Genomic DNA, 21,206 nt, shown 5'->3' with positions numbered 1-21,206 from the left:
TATACGCCTCGATTTTTACACTTTGTTTACACCCCGCATTCAAGTCTTTACTAAATTTTTAGACGGTTTTGACTACGCTTCTACTCATCACAAACCTGTATGGGGAAGATGGATGGACATAGTGTATTTAGCTGCAATCGTGGTGTTTTTTCTGGTGACTTTCGCCTTCGCGATTGGCTGCAGCAAGTTGGGAGAACGTCAATGAACATGTTTTATGTCGTCGGCGCGGTCGTTGCTATCGGCCTGCTGATCTATTTGGTCGCAGCATTATTGAATGCGGAGGATTTGTAAATGACTACGCAATCAATCATGTTGCTTGCCGTTTTTCTGGTTGTCTTGTTGGCGCTGTCTTATCCGCTCGGTATTTATCTGGCCAAGGTCGGCGGCAATGAAGATATACGCGGCCTGGGTTGGCTGGCAAAAATAGAAAGCTTCCTGTATCGCCTGGCTGGTACCAGCAAGCAAGCCGAAATGGGCTGGAAGGGTTATGCGATCGCTTTGCTGGTATTTAATGCTGTGGGCACGCTCTTTGTCTACGCCATACAGCGTTTGCAACTGTGGTTACCGCTCAATCCGCAGGCTTTCGGCAACGTCAGCCCGGACTCTTCATTTAATACGGCAGTCAGTTTTGTCGCCAATACCAATTGGCAAGGCTACGGTGGCGAATCGACGATGAGCTACCTGACACAGATGCTGGCATTGACCGGGCAGAATTTTTTCTCGGCCGCAACCGGTATCGCTGTCATTTATGCATTGATCCGCGGTTTTACCAATCGCTCGGTTAAATCGATAGGCAACTTCTGGGTTGATCTGACGCGATCAACCTTGTACGTGCTTTTGCCTTTGTCCGTCATCGTCGCTGTGGTGTTGATGGGGCAAGGCGTGATTCAGAATTTTTCTGCATACAAAGATGTCTCGCTGATAGATCCGATCACGTATCAGCAGCCCAAGGTAGGCGCTGATGGCCAAACACTGCAAGATGAAAAAGGTGCGCCGATACTGGAAACCTTGACTGCCAAAACACAAACCTTGGCGATGGGTCCGGTTGCTTCGCAAGAAGCGATCAAGATGCTGGGCACCAATGGTGGTGGCTTCTTCAATGCCAACTCGGCACATCCTTATGAGAATCCGACTGCGTTCAGCAACTTGATAGAAATGCTGGCGATCTTCCTGATTCCGGCTGCTCTGTGTTTTGCCTTTGGTCGCATGGTCGGTGATATGCGGCAAGGCTGGGCAATCTTGGGCGCAATGACCTTGATGTTCGTCGTGCTGACATCGGTCGTGATGAGTGCCGAGCAACAGGCGTATCCAAGTTTTGCCGCGATGAATATCGATCAGACGGCAAGCCCACTGCAGTCGGGCGGCAATATGGAAGGCAAGGAAGCTCGCTTCGGTATTAGTGCTTCAACCTTGTTTGCAGCAGTGACGACGGCCGCTTCATGCGGTGCGGTCAACTCCATGCATGACTCGTTCACGCCATTGGGCGGCATGGTGCCTACCGTATTGATGCAACTGGGTGAAGTCGTATTCGGCGGCGTCGGTACCGGTTTGTACGGCATGCTGATTTTCGCGATTCTGGCGGTGTTTATTGCTGGCTTGATGATAGGCCGCACACCGGAATATCTAGGCAAGAAAATCCAGGCGTATGAAATGAAGATGGCATCGCTGGTGATACTGGTCACACCTATTCTGGTATTGGTCGGTACAGCGATTGCAGTGATGGTTGATCCGGGCAAGGCAGGCATCTTGAATCCTGGCGCGCATGGCTTCACGGAAATCCTGTACGCCTTCACTTCAGCCGCCAATAACAACGGAAGCGCGTTTGCAGGACTTTCTGCCAATACGCCTTTCTATAACGTGATGCTCGCCATTGCGATGTGGTTTGGACGCTTTGCGGTCATCGTGCCTGTGCTGGCGATTGCCGGTTCACTGGCGGCGAAGAAACGTCTCGAAGTCAATGCCGGCACGATGCCTACGCATGGCCCCTTGTTCATTGCATTGCTGGTCGGCACGGTGGTGCTGGTCGGTGTGCTGAACTATGTTCCTGCGCTTGCTCTTGGCCCGGTCGTCGAACATCTGCAACTTTTCAAATAACTATTACGGGACAGCGCTGAACACGGCGTTGTCCCCGACAAATTAAAGAGAATCCATTATGCGTATGTCAGAACCAAAGACAGCCAACATGACGCGCAAGAACCTGTCGCTGTTCGATTCGAAACTGATAGGCCCAGCCATCATCGATTCGTTCAAGAAACTGAATCCTCGCGCACAGTGGCGTAGCCCTGTCATGTTTGTTGTTTATGTAGGCAGCATCATTACGACGCTGCTGTTTATCCAATCCATCACCGGCCAGGGTGAAGCCAGCCCGGGCTTTATTCTGGCGACGTCGGTGTGGCTGTGGTTCACCGTTTTGTTTGCAAACTTTGCTGAATCACTGGCTGAAGGACGCAGCAAGGCGCAAGCGGCATCGCTGCGCGCCTTGAAGCAAACCGTCCTGGCGAAAAAACTGGCGATACCTAAGCACGGTACGTCCTGGTTGCCAGCTTCACCATCCGATTTACGCAAAGGCGATACCGTCTTGGTGGAAGCCGGCGATGTGATTCCGGTGGATGGTGAAGTGATCGAAGGCGTGGCGTCAGTAGACGAGAGCGCCATTACCGGCGAATCGGCTCCTGTGATCCGTGAATCCGGCGGTGACTTTTCTGCCGTGACTGGTGGTACACGTGTGCTGTCCGATTGGCTGGTGGTGCGTATCTCCGTTAATCCGGGCGAAGCTTTTATCGATCGCATGATTGCCATGGTCGAAGGAGCCAAACGTCAAAAAACACCGAATGAAATCGCGCTGACGATTTTATTGGTGGCCTTGAGCATCGTGTTCCTGATCGTGACGGTCACCTTGTTACCTATGTCCTTGTTCTCGGTAGAAGCGGCCAAGGCTGGCACGCCTATCACTATTACTGTTCTGATCGCATTGCTGGTCTGCCTGATTCCTACCACTATCGGTGGCCTGTTATCCGCCATCGGTGTGGCCGGCATGAGCCGCATGATGCAGGCGAATGTGATTGCCACTTCCGGCCGTGCAGTCGAAGCGGCTGGCGACGTTGATGTGTTGTTGCTGGATAAAACCGGCACTATTACCTTGGGTAATCGTCAGGCATCCGAGTTTTATCCCGCGCCAGGTGTGACGCAGATACAACTGGCTGATGTCGCACAACTGGCATCGCTGGCAGATGAAACGCCGGAGGGTCGCAGCATCGTGATTCTGGCCAAACAGAAATTCAATATCCGCGAACGTGATATCGCTGCCTTGCATGCCAGCTTTGTTCACTTCAGTGCGCAGACACGCATGAGTGGTGTTGATCTGGATGATCGTGCCGGTGTTCGTAAAATTCGTAAAGGTTCGGTCGATGCAGTGAAAAAACACGTAGAAGCCTTGGGTCGCAGCTTCCCTGAAGAAGTATCGCATCTGGTGGATGACATCTCGCGTCGTGGTAGCACGCCTTTGGTGGTGATCGATGATGGTCGCGTCATGGGCGCAATCGAGCTGAAGGATATCGTCAAGGGTGGCATCAAGGAACGTTTTGCCGAACTGCGTCGCATGGGTATTAAAACCGTGATGATTACTGGCGATAACAAACTGACTGCAGCTGCTATCGCGGCAGAGGCTGGCGTTGACGACTTCCTGGCGGAAGCAACACCGGAAGACAAGCTCAAACTGATACGCGATTATCAGGCGCAGGGCAGGTTGGTTGCGATGACCGGCGACGGCACCAACGATGCACCAGCATTGGCACAGGCTGACGTTGCGGTAGCGATGAATTCTGGTACGCAAGCGGCGAAAGAGGCCGGCAATATGGTCGATTTGGATTCCAATCCAACCAAATTGCTGGAGATCGTCGAGATCGGCAAGCAGATGTTAATGACACGCGGTTCTTTGACCACGTTCTCGATTGCCAATGACGTGGCCAAGTATTTCGCCATCATCCCGGCGGCATTCGTAACGACATATCCGCAATTGAAGGCGCTGGACGTGATGCAGTTGAGCAGCCCATCGTCAGCCATCATGTCTGCGGTCATCTTCAATGCCTTGATTATTGTGGTGCTGATTCCATTGGCATTGAAAGGTGTGAAGTACCGCGCAGTGGGTGCCGCCACGCTGTTACGTCGCAATATGCTGATTTATGGCCTGGGTGGGATTCTGGTCCCGTTTGTCGGGATCAAGCTGATCGATATGATTTTAAGCATCCTCAATCTGGTTTAAAAACAGTATGAAGCAGAGCGCGGATTTCTCATGTTCTGCTTCACATTACTTAGAAAGCAATTGATATGAAATCCACTTTTCGTCCCGCATTGGTTTTATTCGCAATGCTGACACTTATCTGCGGCGTGCTGTATCCGTATGCAGTTACCGGCATAGGCAAGGTCGCTTTTTCCAATCAGGCTGAAGGTAGTCTGGTAACGCGTGATGGTCAGGCTGTAGGTTCTTCGCTGATTGGTCAGGCATTTACCTCTCCACAATATTTCTGGAGCCGTCCTTCAGCAACCGGCCCTATGCCAAATAATGCAAGTGCATCGGGTGGTTCTAACCTAGGCCCAACCAATCCAGCTTTGGCTGATGCAGTTAAAAGCCGTGTCGATGCCTTGAAAGCGGCTGATCCGACCAATACGGCAGCGATTCCGGTTGATCTGGTCACAGCATCGTCCAGCGGATTGGACCCAGACATCAGTATCGCCGCCGCTTATTATCAGATCGGCCGTATTGCACGTGAGCGCAAGATGGCAACGGAAGAAGTAAAAGCCTTGATCGACAAGAATAGCCAAACGCCATACTTCGGTTTCTTTGGCGAACCGCGTGTGAATGTACTCGCTTTGAATCTGGCGCTGGATCAGCGGCACTAAGCCTGGCTCCTTAGTGTCAAACTAAGGCAATATGTATGTCCAGGTACGTCGATGGGCGTGCCTGAATGTGTCACAATCGATCTCCGTTAATCGGACTCTTTTACATGCCATCAAGCGAATACCAACGTCCCGATCCCGATGCCTTGCTGGCACACATGCAAGCGCAGGAGCGGCGCGCGTCCCGGGGCAAGCTTCGCATCTACTTCGGCGCCTCGGCTGGCGTCGGCAAAACCTACGCGATGTTGAATGCCGCACGCAAAATGCAGGCGGAGCATCACGATGTCGTCGTCGGCCTGATAGAAACACATGGCCGCAAGGAAACCGCAGCCTTGCTGGATGGGTTGGAAATCCTGCCGCGCAAGTCTGTCGATTATCGCGATAAAACCATTACAGAATTTGACATCGATGCAGCCTTGGCACGCAAACCTGCATTGATACTGGTTGATGAACTGGCGCACTCGAATGCACCTGGTTCACGTCATCCCAAGCGCTGGCAGGACGTCGATGAGTTGCTGAGCGCCGGCATCGATGTATTCACCGCAGTCAATGTGCAGCATCTGGAGAGCCTGAACGATGTGATCGGTGGGATTACCGGCATCCGTGTCGCAGAAACCTTGCCGGATACCGTATTCGATCAAGCCGACGAGATCGTGCTGGTTGATATTCCTGCGGATGACTTACTGACGCGCCTAAAAGAAGGCAAAGTCTATCAAGCGCAGCAAGCTGAACGCGCCTCGCGTAATTTCTTCCGCAAAGGCAATTTGATCGCGCTACGCGAGCTTGCATTGCGCCGTACGGCTGACCGCGTTGAAGACGATGTGCAGGCGTACAGAATAGAAAAATCCATCAACGCGATCTGGAAGACCGATTCCGATCTACTAGCCTGCATCGGGCCACGTGGTGCCGAACATGTGATCCGCAGCACGGCACAATTGGCTAGTCAGTTGAATGCGAAATGGCATGCCGTCTATGTGGAAACGCCGCAGCTGCAACGCCTGTCACCAGCACGACGCGAAGGCATCCTAAAAACCTTGAAGTTGGCGCAGGATTTGGGTGCGACTACCGCTGTCTTGCCCGGCAACGATATCGCGCACGAAATCGTCAACTATGCGCGCAGCCATAATTTCTCCCGCATCATCCTCGGACGCAATCATTCCAACTTGCCGTGGCGTGCGCCGCATTCCAAACGGATAGCCGCTTATGCGCCTGATATCGACCTGATCGAAACCGGCGAGCGTAATGGCAAAGAAGCATCCGTAGCGCAAGCATCGCGCGATGGCGATAGAGCCATACAAGAAGACGAAGTTGTGCGGCCAGGAAATTCGAAGTATTTACCTTACGTCTGGACCGTAGCAGCCTGTATTTTTACTGCATTGGCGACTACGCCGATGGTGCCGCATTTCGACCTGGCGAATATCGTGATGCTGTTTCTATTGATGGAAGTATTGATCGCCGTGCGTTTTGGTCGTGGTCCTGCTGTTCTGGCTGCCTTTCTCAGCGTTGCTGTATTCGACTTCTTCTTTGTCACGCCGCGCTTTTCCTTTGCGATCAGCGATGTGCAGTATCTGGTGACTTTTTCCGTGTTGCTGGTGGTTGGCCTGATCGTCGGACAACTGACTTCCGGTTTGCGCTTCCAGGCAAAAATTGCTTCGCATCGTGAAGGACGTGCTCGTGCCTTGTATGAATTCGCGCGCGAATTATCTGGTGCCTTGCAAGCCGAACAAGTGTTCGAGACGACACAATCGTTTATCCAGCGCACATTCCGAGCCCAGGCAATATTATTGCTGCCGGACGATGTCGCACGCTTGCAATCACCTAGACATGGCGACGCCGACAATACTGATGAGCTGGATATAGGCATTGCGCAATGGGCATTTGATCGTGCGACACCAGCCGGAATGGGGACGGATACGCTGCCGGGTAGCAGCTATTTTTATCTGCCTTTGGTTGCGCCTATGCGTACACGCGGCGTATTGGCGATCAAGCCGGAAAATCGTCGCTGGATACTGATACCGGAACAAAGACAGCAACTCGATACCTTCGCAGCGCTGGCCGCCATTGCGCTGGAGCGTGTGCACTACATCGAAGTGGCGCAAGACGCTTTGTTGAAAATGGAGTCGGAACGTTTGCGTAATTCTTTGCTGGCGGCGATCTCGCATGATTTGCGCACGCCATTGACGGCACTGGTTGGTTTGTCAGAGTCGCTTGCGATGTCCAAGCCGCCATTGGCAGCAACGCAGAAAGAGCTGGCAGATGCCTTGCATGAAGAAGCTTTGCGTATGGGCAATCTGGTTTCCAACTTGCTGGATATGGCGCGCATCCAGAGTGGTGAAGTCAAACTCAATCTGCAATGGCTGCAGTTTGAAGAAGTGGTTGGCAGTGCATTGCGCGCCAGCCAGTCAGTCCTGACCAAACATGAAGTACAAACCAAACTGGCGCGTGACTTGCCGTTGGTTCTGTTCGATGCCGTATTGATAGAGCGCGTGCTGTGCAATCTGGTGGAAAATGCAAGCAAGTACACGCCGCCCGGCTCGCGCATCGTGATTGCCGCAGAAGTCGGCGGTCAGTATCTTGATGTTGCGGTCTATGATAATGGGCCGGGATTGCCGGCTGGTCAGGAAGAAAGCATCTTTGAAAAATTCACCCGTGGTGAGCGCGAATCGGCGACGCCGGGGGTAGGCTTGGGATTGGCAATTTGCCGTGCCATTATTGAGGCGCATCATGGAGCTATCCGGGCAGGGCGCTCGCCGGAAGGCGGCGCATCCATCATCTTTACTTTGCCTTTAGGCACGCCTCCTGCCATGCCGGACATGGATGAGAGCGAAATGAATATTCAACATCCAACACCATGAGCGAATCCGCACCAATAGCATTGCTGGTTGAAGATGAGCCACAGATCCGACGCTTCGTACGCGCCGCGATGGAGGAAGAGGGCTGGCAAGTGTTTGAGACCGAGACGATCAAGCGTGGCTTGATCGATGCCGGTACGCGCAAGCCGAATTTGATCATTCTGGATCTAGGTTTGCCGGATGGCGATGGCATCGACTTCATACTCGATATCCGCAAATGGTCGCCGGTACCGATTATCGTGCTCTCGGCGCGCACCAGTGAAACCGACAAGATCAAGGCACTCGATGCAGGCGCTGACGATTACCTGGTTAAACCTTTTGGCGTAGGGGAATTACTGGCGCGCGTACGTTCTACAGTTCGTCGGCATCGTCGTCTGGATACAGATGTGCAAGGGGCGATACAGTTTGGCGACGTCAAGGTAGACCTCAATGCACGGCTGGTAACCAAAGCCAATCAGATGGTGCACCTGACACCAACTGAATATCGTCTGCTGACCGTGCTGGTAGCGAACGCAGGGCGCGTCGTGACGAATCCGCAATTGCTGCGCGAAGTGTGGGGGCCATCTCACTCAGAAAGCGGCCATTACCTGCGCATCTATATGGGACATTTACGGCAGAAGCTGGAAGATGATCCTGCCCAACCACGTTATTTGCTAACTGAAACTGCGGTTGGCTATCGCTTGCTGCTACCTATCTAAGCGGCATCGTTTCAATGCAGTCGTTCCGATCTGCATTGAAACACTACATGGCTAGACAATGACCTTGTGCTCAAGCTGCTGTCAGTAGATAAGTCCCGACTGCAGCAATACCGGCACCACCGATACGCACAACCTTGTCCGCCATTTGCTTACCTGCAAACAAACCGATCAGCAAACCAGTTGCGTGCAGTATTGCGGTGGCGAGTATAAAGCCCGCGCCGTACAGTGCTGCCGACGAACCATGCGGCAACTCCGTGCCGTGTGCATAGCCGTGAAAAAGCGCGAACACGGAAACGATCGCAGTACTGGCCCACAGCGGCATCTTGATCGCGAATGCAATCAACAAACCAAGTACGGCAACGGAAGCGGCTATGCCTGTTTCAATCGCAGGAATCTGCACGCCGCCGATGGCCAGCAAGGCACCAACCACCATCATCAAGGGAAATGCCAGCGGTAATACCCACAAGGCGGAGCGCTTGTTTTGTGCAGCCCACAAACCGACTGCCAGCATCGCCAGCAAATGATCAATGCCGGAAAACGGATGCGAGAAGCCCGAACTGAAGCTCATGGTGCTGCTCATCATGGATTCTGGATGGTCTGGGTGTGCAAATGCACTGCCAACGGCGAGCAAGGTAATTGCAAATGTGGCTGCGCGTGCAGCGCTTTTGCTAGAGATGCGGAACATGTGTTTCTCCTTCAGATAAATCGGTCTGCTCGCTATAGAGATGCAAGCACGGAATATAAAAATCAAACTTTTTGCTTCTCATCCAGCAAGCCTTGCTTGCGGATGTATTCGATGACTGTTTCGACACCGTCGCCGCTGCGTAAATTGGTGAAGACGAAAGGACGGTCGCCGCGCATTCGTTTTGCATCCTGCGCCATGATGTCCAGATTGGCACCGACGTAGGGTGCGAGATCGGTTTTGTTTATGATCAGTAAATCGGAACGTGTGATGCCGGGGCCGCCTTTGCGCGGGATTTTTTCTCCGCCGGCAACGTCAATCACGTAGATCGTCAAATCGGATAATTCAGGGCTGAAGGTTGCCGCCAGATTGTCGCCACCGGATTCCACCAGGATCAAATCGAGATTGGGGAAATCGGCACTCATACGTGCAATCGCTTCCAGGTTGATCGAGGCATCTTCACGGATCGCGGTGTGCGGGCAGCCACCGGTTTCCACGCCCATCAGACGTTCTGCCGGCAGCGCATCGGCGCGCAGCAGGATTTCCATGTCTTCCTTGGTGTAGATGTCGTTGGTGATGACGGCCATGTCGTAACGGTCGCGCATGCGCTTGCACAGCATTTCGCACAGTGCGGTTTTGCCGGAGCCAACTGGGCCGCCGATGCCGACGCGTAATGGATTGGATGTGGAGGAGTTGCTCATAGTTTTATCAATCAAAAATTTAATTCAGGAACGAAATCAGGAACGGTACAAACGACTGTATTGAACTTCATGTTGCATAGACAGCAGCGATAATCCGGGGGACCAATTCGATAATTCTTCATCTGGCAATTGCTGCGCCAGTTGCGCTGCCACTTCCAGTTCTGCCTGTAGCGACAACAGCAAGCGTTGTCCGGCAACTTGCCCTAGCGGTACAGATTTAACGCACACCAGTACTTGATTCTCTGCCCATGAAAACAGCATTCCGAGCAAGGCAGCTTCAGGCGGCACATGCAAGGTGACTGCTGCATAAGCCAATGCCGTTGGCAATGGCACTTCGGTTTGTGATTGCAACAGCGCCAGTAATTCGGCATCGCCCAGTTGCAGATCGCTGCACAGCTTTCCTAGCGAGTAGCCCATCTGTATGGTTTCGGCGCGAAATTCTGCAGTGTCGCGTGCGGCAATAAACCGCTCTGTCCATAGATTTACAGCAACGGCATCGCGCGTTGTAAACGCCTGCAGCAAACGCCACAGCACAGGTGCTTCAAAACGCGCAACGACGTCATGCAACACATCGATAATCCAGCGTTTGGCGCTGGCTTCATCCTTGACCGTACCGTTTTCAATTGCTGCTTCCAATCCTTGCGAATAGCTGTACGCACCTATCGGCAGCGATGGACTACTCAGTTGCAAGAGATGGAGCAGGGCTTGCGCTTGCATTTGTCTTATTCCGATTTGTCGCTGGGACGATGTATCTTTTGGCGCAAAGGAATTGGTGCCAGTGGATGATGACCGTCGTCGCCATGATGGTGATGGCCACCGCCGTAGGCACCAGATTCCGGTTCGAAAGCTGCCAGTTCTTCTTGCACTTTCGCGCCTAGACCTTCCAGCATTTCCTTCAGGACGGCGTCTTTGCGTATGCGCAAAAAGCCATTGCCGTTTTCATTGCCGATTTGTGCTTGTGTATGGCGATTGCCCAGATGGAAGGCGCAGCGCAATAGATGGTGTGGCGTCTGGCCTTCGACGCGATAAGTAGGTTCCTTGGCGGCAGTGATTTTCACGACACGGCCATCGTCGCCACGCAAGATATCGCCGTCGCGCAGGATGGTGCCGCGCACGGTGAAAACAGCAACTTCTTCGCCGGAACTCATGGTGGCACGCAAGCGGCTTTTTTCGCGCTGGTCGTAGGGCAGAATCAGCTCGCCATCTATGCGTTCGGCTTGGTCTATTTTTGTGTTCAGGGTCAGCATGGTTGTTCTTAAAATAAAAAGTAACGTTGTGCCAGTGGCAAAATCTTGGCCGGCTCACATATCAGTAACTCGCCATCGGCACGCACTTCATAGGTTTCTGGATCGACTTCCATCTTCGGTGTAGCACCGTTGTGGATCATGTCGCGCTTGCGCAGATTGCGCATATTCTTGACTGCGACCACAGGTTTGTTCAGCTTCAACATGTCGCCGATGCCAGCATCAAAGGCTGATTGCGAGACAAAGGTCATCGACGTTTTCAAACCTCCGCCGTAAGCGCCGAACATCATGCGGTAATGCACAGGTTGCGGTGTCGGGATAGAGGCATTTGGATCTCCCATCTGCGCTGCTGCGATCATGCCGCTTTTTAAAATCATCGATGGTTTGACGCCGAAGAAGGCGGGCTTCCACAACACGATGTCGGCGACTTTGCCCACTTCCAGCGAGCCGACTACATGCGAGATACCGTGGGTGATCGCCGGATTGATCGTGTACTTGGCGATATAGCGCTTGACGCGGAAATTGTCGTTGCGCGATGGATCTTCCGATAATGAGCCACGCTGCACCTTCATCTTGTGCGCGGTTTGCCAGGTGCGCATGATGACTTCGCCTACACGTCCCATCGCCTGCGAGTCAGACGACATCATCGAGATCGCGCCTATGTCATGCAGAATATCTTCGGCGGCGATCGTTTCGCGCCGTATGCGTGATTCGGCAAAGGCTACGTCTTCCGCAATCGCCGAATCGAGATGGTGGCAGACCATCAGCATGTCCAGATGTTCATCCAGCGTGTTGATGGTGAACGGCCGAGTCGGATTGGTCGAAGACGGCAAGACATTGTCCTGACCGACGGCCGCGATGATGTCTGGCGCATGACCACCGCCTGCGCCTTCGGTATGGAAAGTGTGGATGGTGCGGTCCTTGAATGCGGCCAGTGTGTGTTCGAGGAAGCCGCCTTCGTTCAGCGTGTCGCTATGGATGGCAACCTGTACGTCGAGGCGATCGGCCACTGACAGACAATTGTCGATGGCGGCTGGCGTCGAACCCCAGTCTTCATGCAACTTGAGACCGATGGCGCCAGCATGCACCTGTTCTTCCAGCGGCGTCGGCAGACTGACATTGCCCTTGCCGAGAAAGCCCAGATTCATGGGGAAGGCATCTGCCGCCGAGAGCATCGAATGGATATGCCATGGTCCCGGCGTACAAGTCGTTGCTGCGGTGCCTACTGCCGGGCCGGTGCCGCCGCCCAACATGGTGGTAACGCCGCTCATCAGCGCTTCTTCGATTTGTTGCGGACAGATGAAGTGGATGTGCGAATCAATGCCGCCGGCAGTGACGATCATGCCTTCACCGGCGATGATCTCGGTTGCGCCACCGATGGCCATCGTGACGTCTGGCTGAATATCGGGATTGCCGGCTTTGCCTATGCCAGCGATCTTGCCACCCTTGAGGCCGATGTCGGCTTTGACGATGCCCCAATGGTCGACGATCAAGGCGTTGGTGATCACGGTATCCATCACATCTTTATAGTTGCGCTGCGACTGGCCCATGCCGTCACGGATCACCTTGCCGCCGCCGAACTTCACTTCTTCGCCGTAGGTAGTGAAATCTTTCTCGACTTCGATGAATAGTTCGGTATCTGCCAGACGCAGACGATCGCCTGTGGTCGGTCCGAATATTTCAGCGTAAGCCTGACGCGATATCTTGCTCATTATTTGCTTTCCTTCTTGTCCAGCGCGCCCATGACTTTGGCATTGAAGCCGTAGACTTTGCGGTCACCGGCAAGTGCAACCAGTTCCACCGTGCGTTCCTGTCCAGGTTCAAAACGCACCGCAGTGCCAGCGGTGATATTCAAGCGCATGCCATAAGCGATTTGACGCTCGAACTGCAGTGCCGGATTGGTTTCGTAAAAATGAAAATGCGAACCGACCTGAATTGGACGATCGCCACTGTTGGCCACTCGGACGGTGGCAGTAGCACGCCCGACATTGAGTTCGATATCGCCGGGTTCTACCAGCATTTCTCCTGGGATCATGTCTGGCTCCTTAAGGAATAGGGTGATGAACAGTCACCAGCTTGCTGCCGTCAGGGAAGGTGGCTTCCACTTGAATATCGGGGATCATCTCCGCCACGCCTTCCATCACATCGGCGCGCGTCAAGATCTTGGCACCGTCAGACATTAGTTCCGCCACGGTCTTGCCATCGCGTGCGCCTTCCATGATGGCGGCTGTAATCAGCGCAATCGCTTCTGGATAATTCAATTTCAGGCCGCGTGCCATACGTCGTTCCGCCAGTAGTGCGGCGGTAAAGATCAGTAATTTGTCTTTTTCTCTTGGTGTCAGTTGCATAAATTCTCCAAAGCTTGCTTAGGTGTTCCAGATGCGCGGTACTACCGCATCACGTTGCATTAATTCAGGACGTATGCGCTGCCATGCACGCGTCATCCACAGTCGGGCTGTTTCACTGGAATGACCAAGGTAGCGAGCTACCAGTACCTGCTTGATTTGTGTCGCGCCACTGCGGCCGTCTTGTGCAATCTCGGCTGATTCTTCTCGCAGTGCATTGATGAAAGCGCCACTCATGGTTTTGCCGACTGCAATCAAGGTGGCACAGACGGTATAACCAGCCAGTGATAAAGGGCTAGTCATCGATGTGCTCTTGGCATGCAGAGCGCCTTGTTCAAACCACAGTAATTTTCCATCGCGCCGTATGCTGGTGCGTTGCGCGATGCGGCCGTTGTCGAAAGATTCGCCCGAAGCCGTGCGGCCAAAGCAGAGAATCTCACCGCCTATGTACAGTGCGTCGGCAGTTAGCGATACATTGTGTTCCAGCCTGACGTTGGCATCGTTGAAGAAAATGGTTTCTTGCGGCAGCCACTCCAGCTTTGCCTGTGCTCCGACTTCCAGTGTGACTTGCTGTTGTGACAGATGACCGTTGGCGCGATACCACTTGCCTGCACCGGGTGTCGTCAGCAGCGCATGCGCGCAGTCGCCGACGCGTGCGTTGATCGTTAATTGATCGCCACCAACGATGCCGCCGGGTGGATGCACGATGATGGCGTGACAAACGACAGGATGTTCCGGGTACAACGGTTTTTGTACACGTAAAGGACCGAAGTGACTGCGTTCGGTCATGCGTGTGGTGCCCGCATCGTCGGTAAATCCAAGTGACAGCCGTGCTTGATCGTGACGAGCAGACGCAGGATTTGCGTTGTTCGTATCGGCAGGGGTGACTGGATCATTGATGCGTTTCATGAAAAATATTGATACCTAGTGAAGTGCAAAGTCGGCCGAATGAAGTACTTTTATAGCAAACTTATTATAAAAAGGTATGCACCATCACGGGAACAGGCTGATGTAATTTTTATACGGCCAGGTGTTTTTTGACGCTTTCATCATCCATTTGATCCTGGGTGCCGGAAGCAACTACTTCACCGCGTGACATGACGATAAAAGTATCGGCCAGCTCACGTGCAAAATCGAAATATTGCTCACACAGCAAGATGCCGATGTCGCCGCGTTCCCGCAGCAGCTTGATGACGCGGCCTATGTCCTTGATGATGGATGGCTGTATGCCTTCGGTCGGCTCATCCAGAATGATGAGCTTGGGTTCGGCCAGCAAGGCGCGTGCGATTGCCAGTTGCTGCTGTTGCCCACCGGATAGATCGCCGCCGCGTCTATGCAACATTTCCTTCAATACGGGAAACAGTTCATAGACTTCACCCTTGATTACGGAGGCTTTCTTGCCTGATTTGGTCGCCATGCCCATCTGCAGGTTTTCTTCCACGGTCAGGCGGGCAAAGATTTCACGACCTTGCGGTACATAAGCGATGCCGAGTGCGGCACGTTGATGCGGCTTCATTTTGGTGATGTCACGACCTTCAAGGCTGACATTGCCGGCAGCCACCGGCAGCACGCCCATCAGGCATTTCAGTAGTGTGGTTTTGCCAACGCCATTGCGGCCAAGCAGGGACAGGCATTTGCCTTTTTCTACATTGAGCGAGACACCGCGCAAGGTGTGGGCGGCGCCGTAGTATTGATTGAGTTGATTCACTTGCAGCATGTTCTTATCTTCCCAAATACACTTCGATTACACGCTCATCGGATTGCACTTGCTGCATGGTGCCTTCAGCCAGTACCGAACCTTCATGCAGTACGGTGACTTTGCCGCCTTGCGCAATTTCTTCGACGAAGCCCATATCGTGTTCGACCACCATGATGGAATGCTTGCCGCGCAACTCATTTAGCAATTCGGCTGTGCGTGCGGTTTCTGCATCGGACATGCCGGCTACTGGTTCATCCAGTAGCAGCAACTGCGGTTCCTGCATGAGTAGCATGCCGATTTCCAGCCATTGCTTTTGACCGTGTGAGAGCAGGCCGGCGATGCGATGCTCCTGGCCGCTCAGACGTATCAGTGTGAGGATTTCTTCTATCTTGCCTATCTGTTCCGAATTCAGCCGTGCGAACAAGGTCGTCTTCACGCGCTTGTCCATCTTCATCGCGAGTTCTAGATTCTCGAAGACGGTATGTTGCTCGAACACTGTTGGTCGCTGGAATTTACGTCCTATGCCGGCGTGCGCAATTTCGTATTCAGTCATCTTGGTTAGATCGATGCTTTGGCCGAAGAATGCAGTGCCAGCAGTCGGTCGTGTTTTACCAGTAATCACATCCATCATCGTGGTCTTGCCAGCGCCATTGGGACCAATGATGCAGCGCAGTTCACCGACCGAGATATCGAGATTCAGATTGTTGATCGCCTTGAAGCCATCGAAGGAGACGGTGATGTTTTCCAGATACAGGATGACGCCGTGTGCGGTATCCAGACCTTCCGGTTTCAGACGCGAATAGGTGACGCCGTGATCGGCATGTTGATTGTTGTCGACGCGGTCAGATGGCTCGGCCGGGTTATAGAGTTCGCTCATACTGCGGCCTCTTCATTCTTTTGTTTCTTGAGTTTTTTGACCAGTCCCAATATGCCTTGTGGCATGAACAGCGTGACCAGGATGAAGATCAAGCCCAGCGCGTACAGCCACAGGTCGGGGAAGGCGGCGGTGAACCAGCTCTTCAAACCGTTAACGGTGAATGCGCCAATGATGGGGCCGAGCAAGGAACCGCGTCCGCCGACTGCCGCCCAGATTACCATTTCTATCGAATTGGCCGGAGACATTTCCGATGGATTGATGATGCCGACTTGCGGCACGTATAACGCACCCGCAATGCCACACAACACGGCAGACAAGGTCCAGACGAAGAGCTTGAACCACAGCGGGTTGTAGCCGATGAACATCAAGCGCGATTCGGAATCGCGCACGCCTTGCAACACGCGTCCCAGTTTCGACGTAACGATGGCGCGGCACAAAAGCAGAGCGCCGAGCAGGAAAGCCAGCGTGATCAGATACAGCACAGCCTTGGTTGATGGTGCCGTGATCGTAAAGCCGAGTATGCGTTTGAAGTCGGTAAAGCCGTTATTGCCACCGAAGCCGGTATCGTTGCGGAAGAACAGCAGCATGAAGGCAAAAGTCATCGCTTGCGTGATGATGGAGAAGTACACTCCCTTGATGCGCGAACGGAAGGCGAAGTAGCCGAAAATAAAAGCCAACAAGCCCGGCACCAATACCACCAGCAACATCGCGAACCAGAAGTGTTCCGTCATCCACCAATACCACGGATATTCCTTCCAGTTCAGGAAGACCATGAAGTCAGGCAGATTGCTTTGATACACGCCGTCACGACCAATCGAGCGCATCAGATACATGCCGTGTGCATAACCGCCGAGCGCAAAGAAGACGCCATGACCGAGCGACAGGATGCCGGTGTAACCCCACACCAGATCCAGCGCCAAAGCCGCCATCGCGTAGCACATGAACTTGCCGACCAGTGCGATGGTGTAGCTGGAAATATGCAGCGCATGACCGGCCGGAAAGCACAGATTCAAAATAGGCAGCAAGGCCAGCACGACGAAGCAAAATACGATGCCTATCCAGGCCGGACGTGTAAAGAGAGAAGGTTTCAAGATAGGACTCATTCCACGCTCCTGCCTTTGAGTGCAAACAGGCCTTGCGGGCGTTTTTGGATAAAGACGATAATGAAGACCAGAATCGCGATCTTCGCCAGCACGGCACCAGCGACCGGTTCGAGGAATTTGTTGACCTCGCCCAGACCGAAAGCGGCTATCACGGTACCGGCCAACTGACCGACGCCGCCCAGCACTACCACCATGAAGGAATCGACGATATAACCTTGACCGAGATCGGGGCCGACATTGCCGAGCTGCGACAGCGCGACGCCACCGAGTCCGGCGATGCCGCAACCGAGGCCGAAGGTCATCATGTCTATCTTGCCGGTAGAGACGCCGACGCAAGCTGCCATGCGACGGTTCTGCATGACGGCACGTACGAACAGGCCGAGGCGGGTCTTGTTCAGGATCAGCCACACTGCGAGTACCACGAATAGTGCGAAGAAAATGATGACGATGCGGTTATACGACAGCACCAGAGAACCCAACACTGTGATCCCGCCAGACATCCAGCTTGGATTCGCCACTTCGACGTTTTGTGCGCCGAAGATGGAGCGCACCGTTTGCATCAGTATCAGACTGATGCCCCAGGTACAGAGCAGCGTTTCCAACGGACGACCATAGAGCCAGCGTATGACCAGACGCTCCAATGCGATACCGACTGCGCCGGCCACGATGAAGGCGGCGGGCAGGGCGACCAGCAGGTAGGCGTCGATGGCTTCAGGAAAGTATTTGCGGAATACCAGTTGGCAAACGTAGGTGGTGTACGCACCTATCATCAGCAGTTCGCCATGCGCCATGTTGATGATGCCCATCAAGCCGAAGGTGATCGCGAGTCCGAGCGCTGCCAGCAACAAGACGCTGCCTAGCGAGACACCGTAAAACAGTTTGCCGACGAATTCGGTAATGGTCAGATGACGATTCAATGCAGAGAGTGTGCGTGTCGCCTCACTGCGTACACCTTCATCAGGTTCGACGTAACTGCCGTCGGGATTCTTCACCAGCATTTGTTCCAGCAATGGCTTCAGGCTGGCGTTAGTTGTACTGGCGAGTGTCTTGACTGCAGCCTGGCGTGTGGCGGCATCAGGTGCGTGCAGATTGGCAGTTGCGACGACCTGTTGCAGCAGCTCTTTGATGGCTGGATCGCTTTCTTTTTCCAGTGCTTTATTGATCAATGGAATTTGTTCCGGGTCTGCTGTTTTCAGCAAATCGGTGGCGGCCGTCAGACGCGCCTTTCTATCTTGAGAAAACAATTGCAGGCCGGAGAGTGCGATCTCGACCACGCCACGCAGACGATTGTTGACGGTGATGCCTTCTGCGTCATCAGGCGCAGGGCCGGTTTTATCGGTGGCAGGATTGAATGCTTCGGTATCTTCGATGATGAGCACGTCACCGGCAGGCGTCGCGTACAGCGCGTCATTGTTGATCGCGTTCAGTATCTTTCGCGCATCTTCATTCGCGAGTGCAGCGATCTGTGTGACGGCGGCGATGCGCGCGTCGGGATCATCACCGGCAAGTGGCTTGAGCAAGGCTGGATCGATGGCGGCATACGTACTGATCGCCTGCGTGCATAACCAGACACTGAGCAAGCCGGTAGCGAGAATTCTGGAGAACAGTCTCATGGTTTTTTCATGGTGTAGCAAGACGGAATGTCCTGGCCGCGGATCGTGAGATCAGTGCAGAATGCGTCAGGTATGAGATGTATTGCGCCGGATAGATACCAATAACCCGGCGCAATACCTACTTGCTAGACACGGTTGCTTTGCAACCGTTGGCGTCGATTACAACTTTTGCTTGGACTCGTTACCCGGAATGTATGGGCTCCAAGGTTGCGCACGGATGGTGGTTTTGGTTTTGTTGACCACGTTGAACTGACCGTCAGCTTTGATTTCGCCGATCATCACTGGTTTGTGCAAGTGGTGATTGGTTTTGTCCATTTCCAGTGTGTAGCCGGATGGTGCCTTGAAGGTTTGACCAGCCATAGCCGCGATTACTTTGTCGGTATCGGTGGACTTGGCTTTTTCTACCGCTTGTTTCCACATGTAGAGACCGACGTAGGTTGCTTCCATCGGATCGTTGGTCACGACCGTGTTGGCGTTAGGGAGTTTTTTCGCTACTGCGTAGGCTTTCCATTTTTTGATGAAAGCTGCATTGACTGGGTTCTTTACCGATTCAAAGTAGTTCCATGCTGCCAGATGGCCGACCAGTGGTTTGGTGTCGACGCCGCGCAATTCTTCTTCACCGACCGAGAATGCAACGACAGGAACGTCGGTCGCTTTCAAGCCTGCATTACCCAATTCCTTGTAGAAAGGCACGTTGGAGTCGCCATTGATGGTGGAGATGACCGCTGTCTTGCCGCCTGCTGCGAACTTCTTGATGTTGGCGACGATGGTTTGGTAATCGGAATGGCCGAACGGAGTGTAGACCTCATCGATATCGGCATCCTTCACACCTTTGCTATGCAGGAAGGAGCGCAGAATCTTGTTGGTGGTGCGTGGGTAGACGTAGTCAGTGCCGAGCAGGACGAAGCGCTTGGCACCGCCGCCTTCTTTCGACATCAAGTATTCAGTAGCCGGAATTGCTTGTTGATTAGGTGCAGCACCGGTGTAGAAGACGTTTTTCTCGAGTTCTTCACCTTCGTATTGAACTGGGTAGAACAGCAGGCTGTTGAGTTCCTTGAAAACTGGCAGTACCGATTTGCGTGAGACCGAAGTCCAGCAACCGAAGACGACGGATACCTTGTCTTGCGAGATCAACTGTCGTGCTTTTTCCGCGAACAAAGGCCAGTTGGATGCCGGATCAACGATGACCGCTTCCAACTTCTTGCCCATGACGCCGCCATTGGCATTGATTTCATCGATCGTCATCAGCGCCACGTCTTTCAACGAGGTTTCGGAGATGGCCATGGTGCCGGAGAGCGAATGCAGGATGCCGACCTTGATAGTGTCAGCGGCAAAAGCGGTGGGAAGCCAGGAAGAAGCTGCTAGTGTGAACGCGCCAAGTGCTGTTGCTTTTAGGATAGTGCGACGTGACATGAAGTGCTCCTACAGTGAAAGGAAGAATCAATGAGAGTAACGAACCGCCTTGTTGCTTTAGCAGAATGCATGCCAATTGCCGGGAGCAGCAAAGATGCCGGTTAGCCCTGATTTACGAGATTTGGAGCAAGCGACATGCATTGCACGCACCGTTTAGGTGATGGGCAATGTGGCAATGGTGCGGACAAAATAAATGCGCCCTTAAATGGGGCGCATATTTGGGCGTGCGTGTGTAGGAGGGTTTTTCAGAGCTGGAAATTGATGTGTGTTAACTTTTTGTGAAAATTTTGACCAAGAATTTGCACCGTTGCAGATAGCTGTAGCAAGCGCATAATCAACCCCAGCAACGTCTCAGGCGTCAAAGTGGTGCGTGTAATGTACCTTTGCCTATCTGCAATATCGATGCTGGATCACGTATTCTGCGTGCCCCATTCGGCAATGAAGGTATCGCGGAAGTCATATATCCATTCCAATCGTTGTTCACCCAATTTGTGACCGGCATCGGTTTGCATGCTGGCAGGAAGTTTGGCGAGTTTGACTTCGATGTGATCCAGCGCATAACGCTTGTCATCCAATTCGCGTTGCGCTCCAGTTGGATCATCAGGATGTGCAAGCTCGCTACCCATGCGACCCGCGATGTAAAACAGTCGCGCCAATCCAACTGCACCCAAGGCATCGAGCCTGTCGGCGTCCTGCACGATGCGGGCTTCTATCGTGAGTGGTGTGATGTTGGCAGAAAAACTGTGCGCTTCAATGGCGTGCGCAAGAGGTGCTAATTTATCCGATGGGAAATCCATCGCCTCCAATTGACGGCAGGCGAGTTGCGCGGCTTGTCGTGATGCCAGATGGCGATCAGGATCATTCTTGGCCAGATTGACCAAATCATGCAGATAGCACGCCGCTTGTACGACGAGCGCATCTGCTTCCGGATGATCGGCCAGCAGCGTTTGTGCGGTTTGCCAGACTCTGTGCAAATGATTGATGTCATGCGCGCCGTCGTCGCCGGCGGCTTCTGTGGCCAGCGTAATGAAACGCTGTTGCCATGTATTTGATGCGAGATTCATATTGTGAAGTTGTCGTGAT

At 53.4% G+C, this 21,206-nt stretch carries 20 protein-coding genes; 6 read left to right on the top strand and 14 right to left on the bottom strand.

Annotated elements, in window-relative coordinates:
• Nucleotides 1-201: 201 nt before the first annotated feature.
• The 6 genes from kdpF (at nt 202) to kdpE (ending at nt 8,446) form a co-directional block, all read left to right on the top strand.
• The gene (kdpF, locus tag AC07N2_RS14260) at nt 202-291 is read left to right on the top strand and encodes a K(+)-transporting ATPase subunit F (RefSeq protein WP_076591249.1); all 90 of its coding nucleotides are present in this window, start codon (nt 202-204) and stop codon (nt 289-291) included.
• The gene (gene kdpA, locus AC07N2_RS14255; RefSeq protein ID WP_494778837.1) at nt 292-2,094 is read left to right on the top strand and encodes a potassium-transporting ATPase subunit KdpA; all 1,803 of its coding nucleotides are present in this window, start codon (nt 292-294) and stop codon (nt 2,092-2,094) included.
• A 58-nt stretch (nt 2,095-2,152) separates the two neighbouring features.
• Nucleotides 2,153-4,261 (top strand): potassium-transporting ATPase subunit KdpB, encoded by a 2,109-nt coding sequence (gene kdpB, locus AC07N2_RS14250; protein WP_494778836.1) that lies wholly within the window; start codon nt 2,153-2,155, stop codon nt 4,259-4,261.
• 65 nt (nt 4,262-4,326) lie between these two features.
• Nucleotides 4,327-4,899, top strand: coding sequence for a potassium-transporting ATPase subunit KdpC (gene kdpC / locus AC07N2_RS14245; protein WP_494778835.1), 573 nt, complete (start codon nt 4,327-4,329; stop codon nt 4,897-4,899).
• A 104-nt stretch (nt 4,900-5,003) separates the two neighbouring features.
• Nucleotides 5,004-7,751 carry a two-component system sensor histidine kinase KdpD gene (gene kdpD, locus AC07N2_RS14240; RefSeq protein ID WP_494778834.1) on the top strand — a complete coding sequence of 916 codons (2,748 nt, stop codon included), beginning with the start codon at nt 5,004-5,006 and terminating at the stop codon, nt 7,749-7,751.
• Nucleotides 7,748-8,446, top strand: coding sequence for a two-component system response regulator KdpE (kdpE, locus tag AC07N2_RS14235; RefSeq protein ID WP_076591253.1), 699 nt, complete (start codon nt 7,748-7,750; stop codon nt 8,444-8,446). The genes kdpD and kdpE overlap by 4 nt, the downstream gene beginning before the upstream one ends.
• A 70-nt stretch (nt 8,447-8,516) precedes the next feature.
• Here kdpE and AC07N2_RS14230 read toward each other — a convergent pair whose 3' ends face one another.
• The 14 genes from AC07N2_RS14230 to AC07N2_RS14165 form a co-directional block, all read right to left on the bottom strand.
• Nucleotides 8,517-9,131, bottom strand: coding sequence for a HupE/UreJ family protein (locus tag AC07N2_RS14230; RefSeq protein ID WP_494778833.1), 615 nt, complete (start codon nt 9,129-9,131; stop codon nt 8,517-8,519).
• A gap of 62 nt (nt 9,132-9,193) precedes the next feature.
• Nucleotides 9,194-9,829: an urease accessory protein UreG gene (gene ureG, locus AC07N2_RS14225; protein WP_494778832.1), complete on the bottom strand. Its 636-nt coding sequence runs from the start codon at nt 9,827-9,829 to the stop codon at nt 9,194-9,196.
• Between the two features lie 36 nt (nt 9,830-9,865).
• Nucleotides 9,866-10,546 (bottom strand): urease accessory protein UreF, encoded by a 681-nt coding sequence (locus AC07N2_RS14220; RefSeq protein WP_494778831.1) that lies wholly within the window; start codon nt 10,544-10,546, stop codon nt 9,866-9,868.
• Nucleotides 10,547-10,551: 5 nt separating this feature from the next.
• A complete protein-coding gene (ureE, locus tag AC07N2_RS14215) occupies nt 10,552-11,076 on the bottom strand; it encodes an urease accessory protein UreE (RefSeq protein ID WP_076591257.1) in 525 nt (174 codons plus the stop codon).
• An 8-nt stretch (nt 11,077-11,084) separates the two neighbouring features.
• Nucleotides 11,085-12,785 (bottom strand): urease subunit alpha, encoded by a 1,701-nt coding sequence (gene ureC, locus AC07N2_RS14210; protein ID WP_076591258.1) that lies wholly within the window; start codon nt 12,783-12,785, stop codon nt 11,085-11,087.
• Nucleotides 12,785-13,108: an urease subunit beta gene (locus tag AC07N2_RS14205; RefSeq protein ID WP_494778830.1), complete on the bottom strand. Its 324-nt coding sequence runs from the start codon at nt 13,106-13,108 to the stop codon at nt 12,785-12,787. Before AC07N2_RS14205 ends, ureC begins: the two co-directional genes overlap by 1 nt.
• 10 nt (nt 13,109-13,118) lie before the next feature.
• Nucleotides 13,119-13,421, bottom strand: a complete 303-nt coding sequence (locus tag AC07N2_RS14200) for an urease subunit gamma (RefSeq protein WP_076591260.1) — start codon at nt 13,419-13,421, stop codon at nt 13,119-13,121.
• A gap of 18 nt (nt 13,422-13,439) precedes the next feature.
• Nucleotides 13,440-14,327: an urease accessory protein UreD gene (locus AC07N2_RS14195; RefSeq protein WP_494778829.1), complete on the bottom strand. Its 888-nt coding sequence runs from the start codon at nt 14,325-14,327 to the stop codon at nt 13,440-13,442.
• A 109-nt stretch (nt 14,328-14,436) separates the two neighbouring features.
• The gene (gene urtE / locus AC07N2_RS14190; protein ID WP_494778828.1) at nt 14,437-15,135 is read right to left on the bottom strand and encodes an urea ABC transporter ATP-binding subunit UrtE; all 699 of its coding nucleotides are present in this window, start codon (nt 15,133-15,135) and stop codon (nt 14,437-14,439) included.
• Nucleotides 15,136-15,139: 4 nt separating this feature from the next.
• Nucleotides 15,140-15,994 carry an urea ABC transporter ATP-binding protein UrtD gene (urtD, locus tag AC07N2_RS14185; protein ID WP_494778827.1) on the bottom strand — a complete coding sequence of 285 codons (855 nt, stop codon included), beginning with the start codon at nt 15,992-15,994 and terminating at the stop codon, nt 15,140-15,142.
• Nucleotides 15,991-17,097 (bottom strand): urea ABC transporter permease subunit UrtC, encoded by a 1,107-nt coding sequence (gene urtC, locus AC07N2_RS14180; protein WP_494778826.1) that lies wholly within the window; start codon nt 17,095-17,097, stop codon nt 15,991-15,993. Before urtC ends, urtD begins: the two co-directional genes overlap by 4 nt.
• Complete coding sequence (gene urtB, locus AC07N2_RS14175) at nt 17,094-18,710, bottom strand: urea ABC transporter permease subunit UrtB (RefSeq protein WP_494778825.1); 1,617 nt, start codon at nt 18,708-18,710, stop codon at nt 17,094-17,096. Before urtB ends, urtC begins: the two co-directional genes overlap by 4 nt.
• Before the next feature lie 159 nt (nt 18,711-18,869).
• The gene (urtA, locus tag AC07N2_RS14170; protein WP_076591266.1) at nt 18,870-20,123 is read right to left on the bottom strand and encodes an urea ABC transporter substrate-binding protein; all 1,254 of its coding nucleotides are present in this window, start codon (nt 20,121-20,123) and stop codon (nt 18,870-18,872) included.
• 410 nt (nt 20,124-20,533) lie between these two features.
• Complete coding sequence (locus tag AC07N2_RS14165) at nt 20,534-21,187, bottom strand: HD domain-containing protein (protein ID WP_494778824.1); 654 nt, start codon at nt 21,185-21,187, stop codon at nt 20,534-20,536.
• Between the last annotated feature and the right edge of the window lie 19 nt (nt 21,188-21,206).

The sequence above is a fragment of the Herminiimonas sp. GW821-FHT09C12 genome (genome assembly GCF_059416385.1).
Note: the sequence above shows the minus strand (reverse complement) of the source record. Positions and strands in the feature narration are given on the sequence as shown.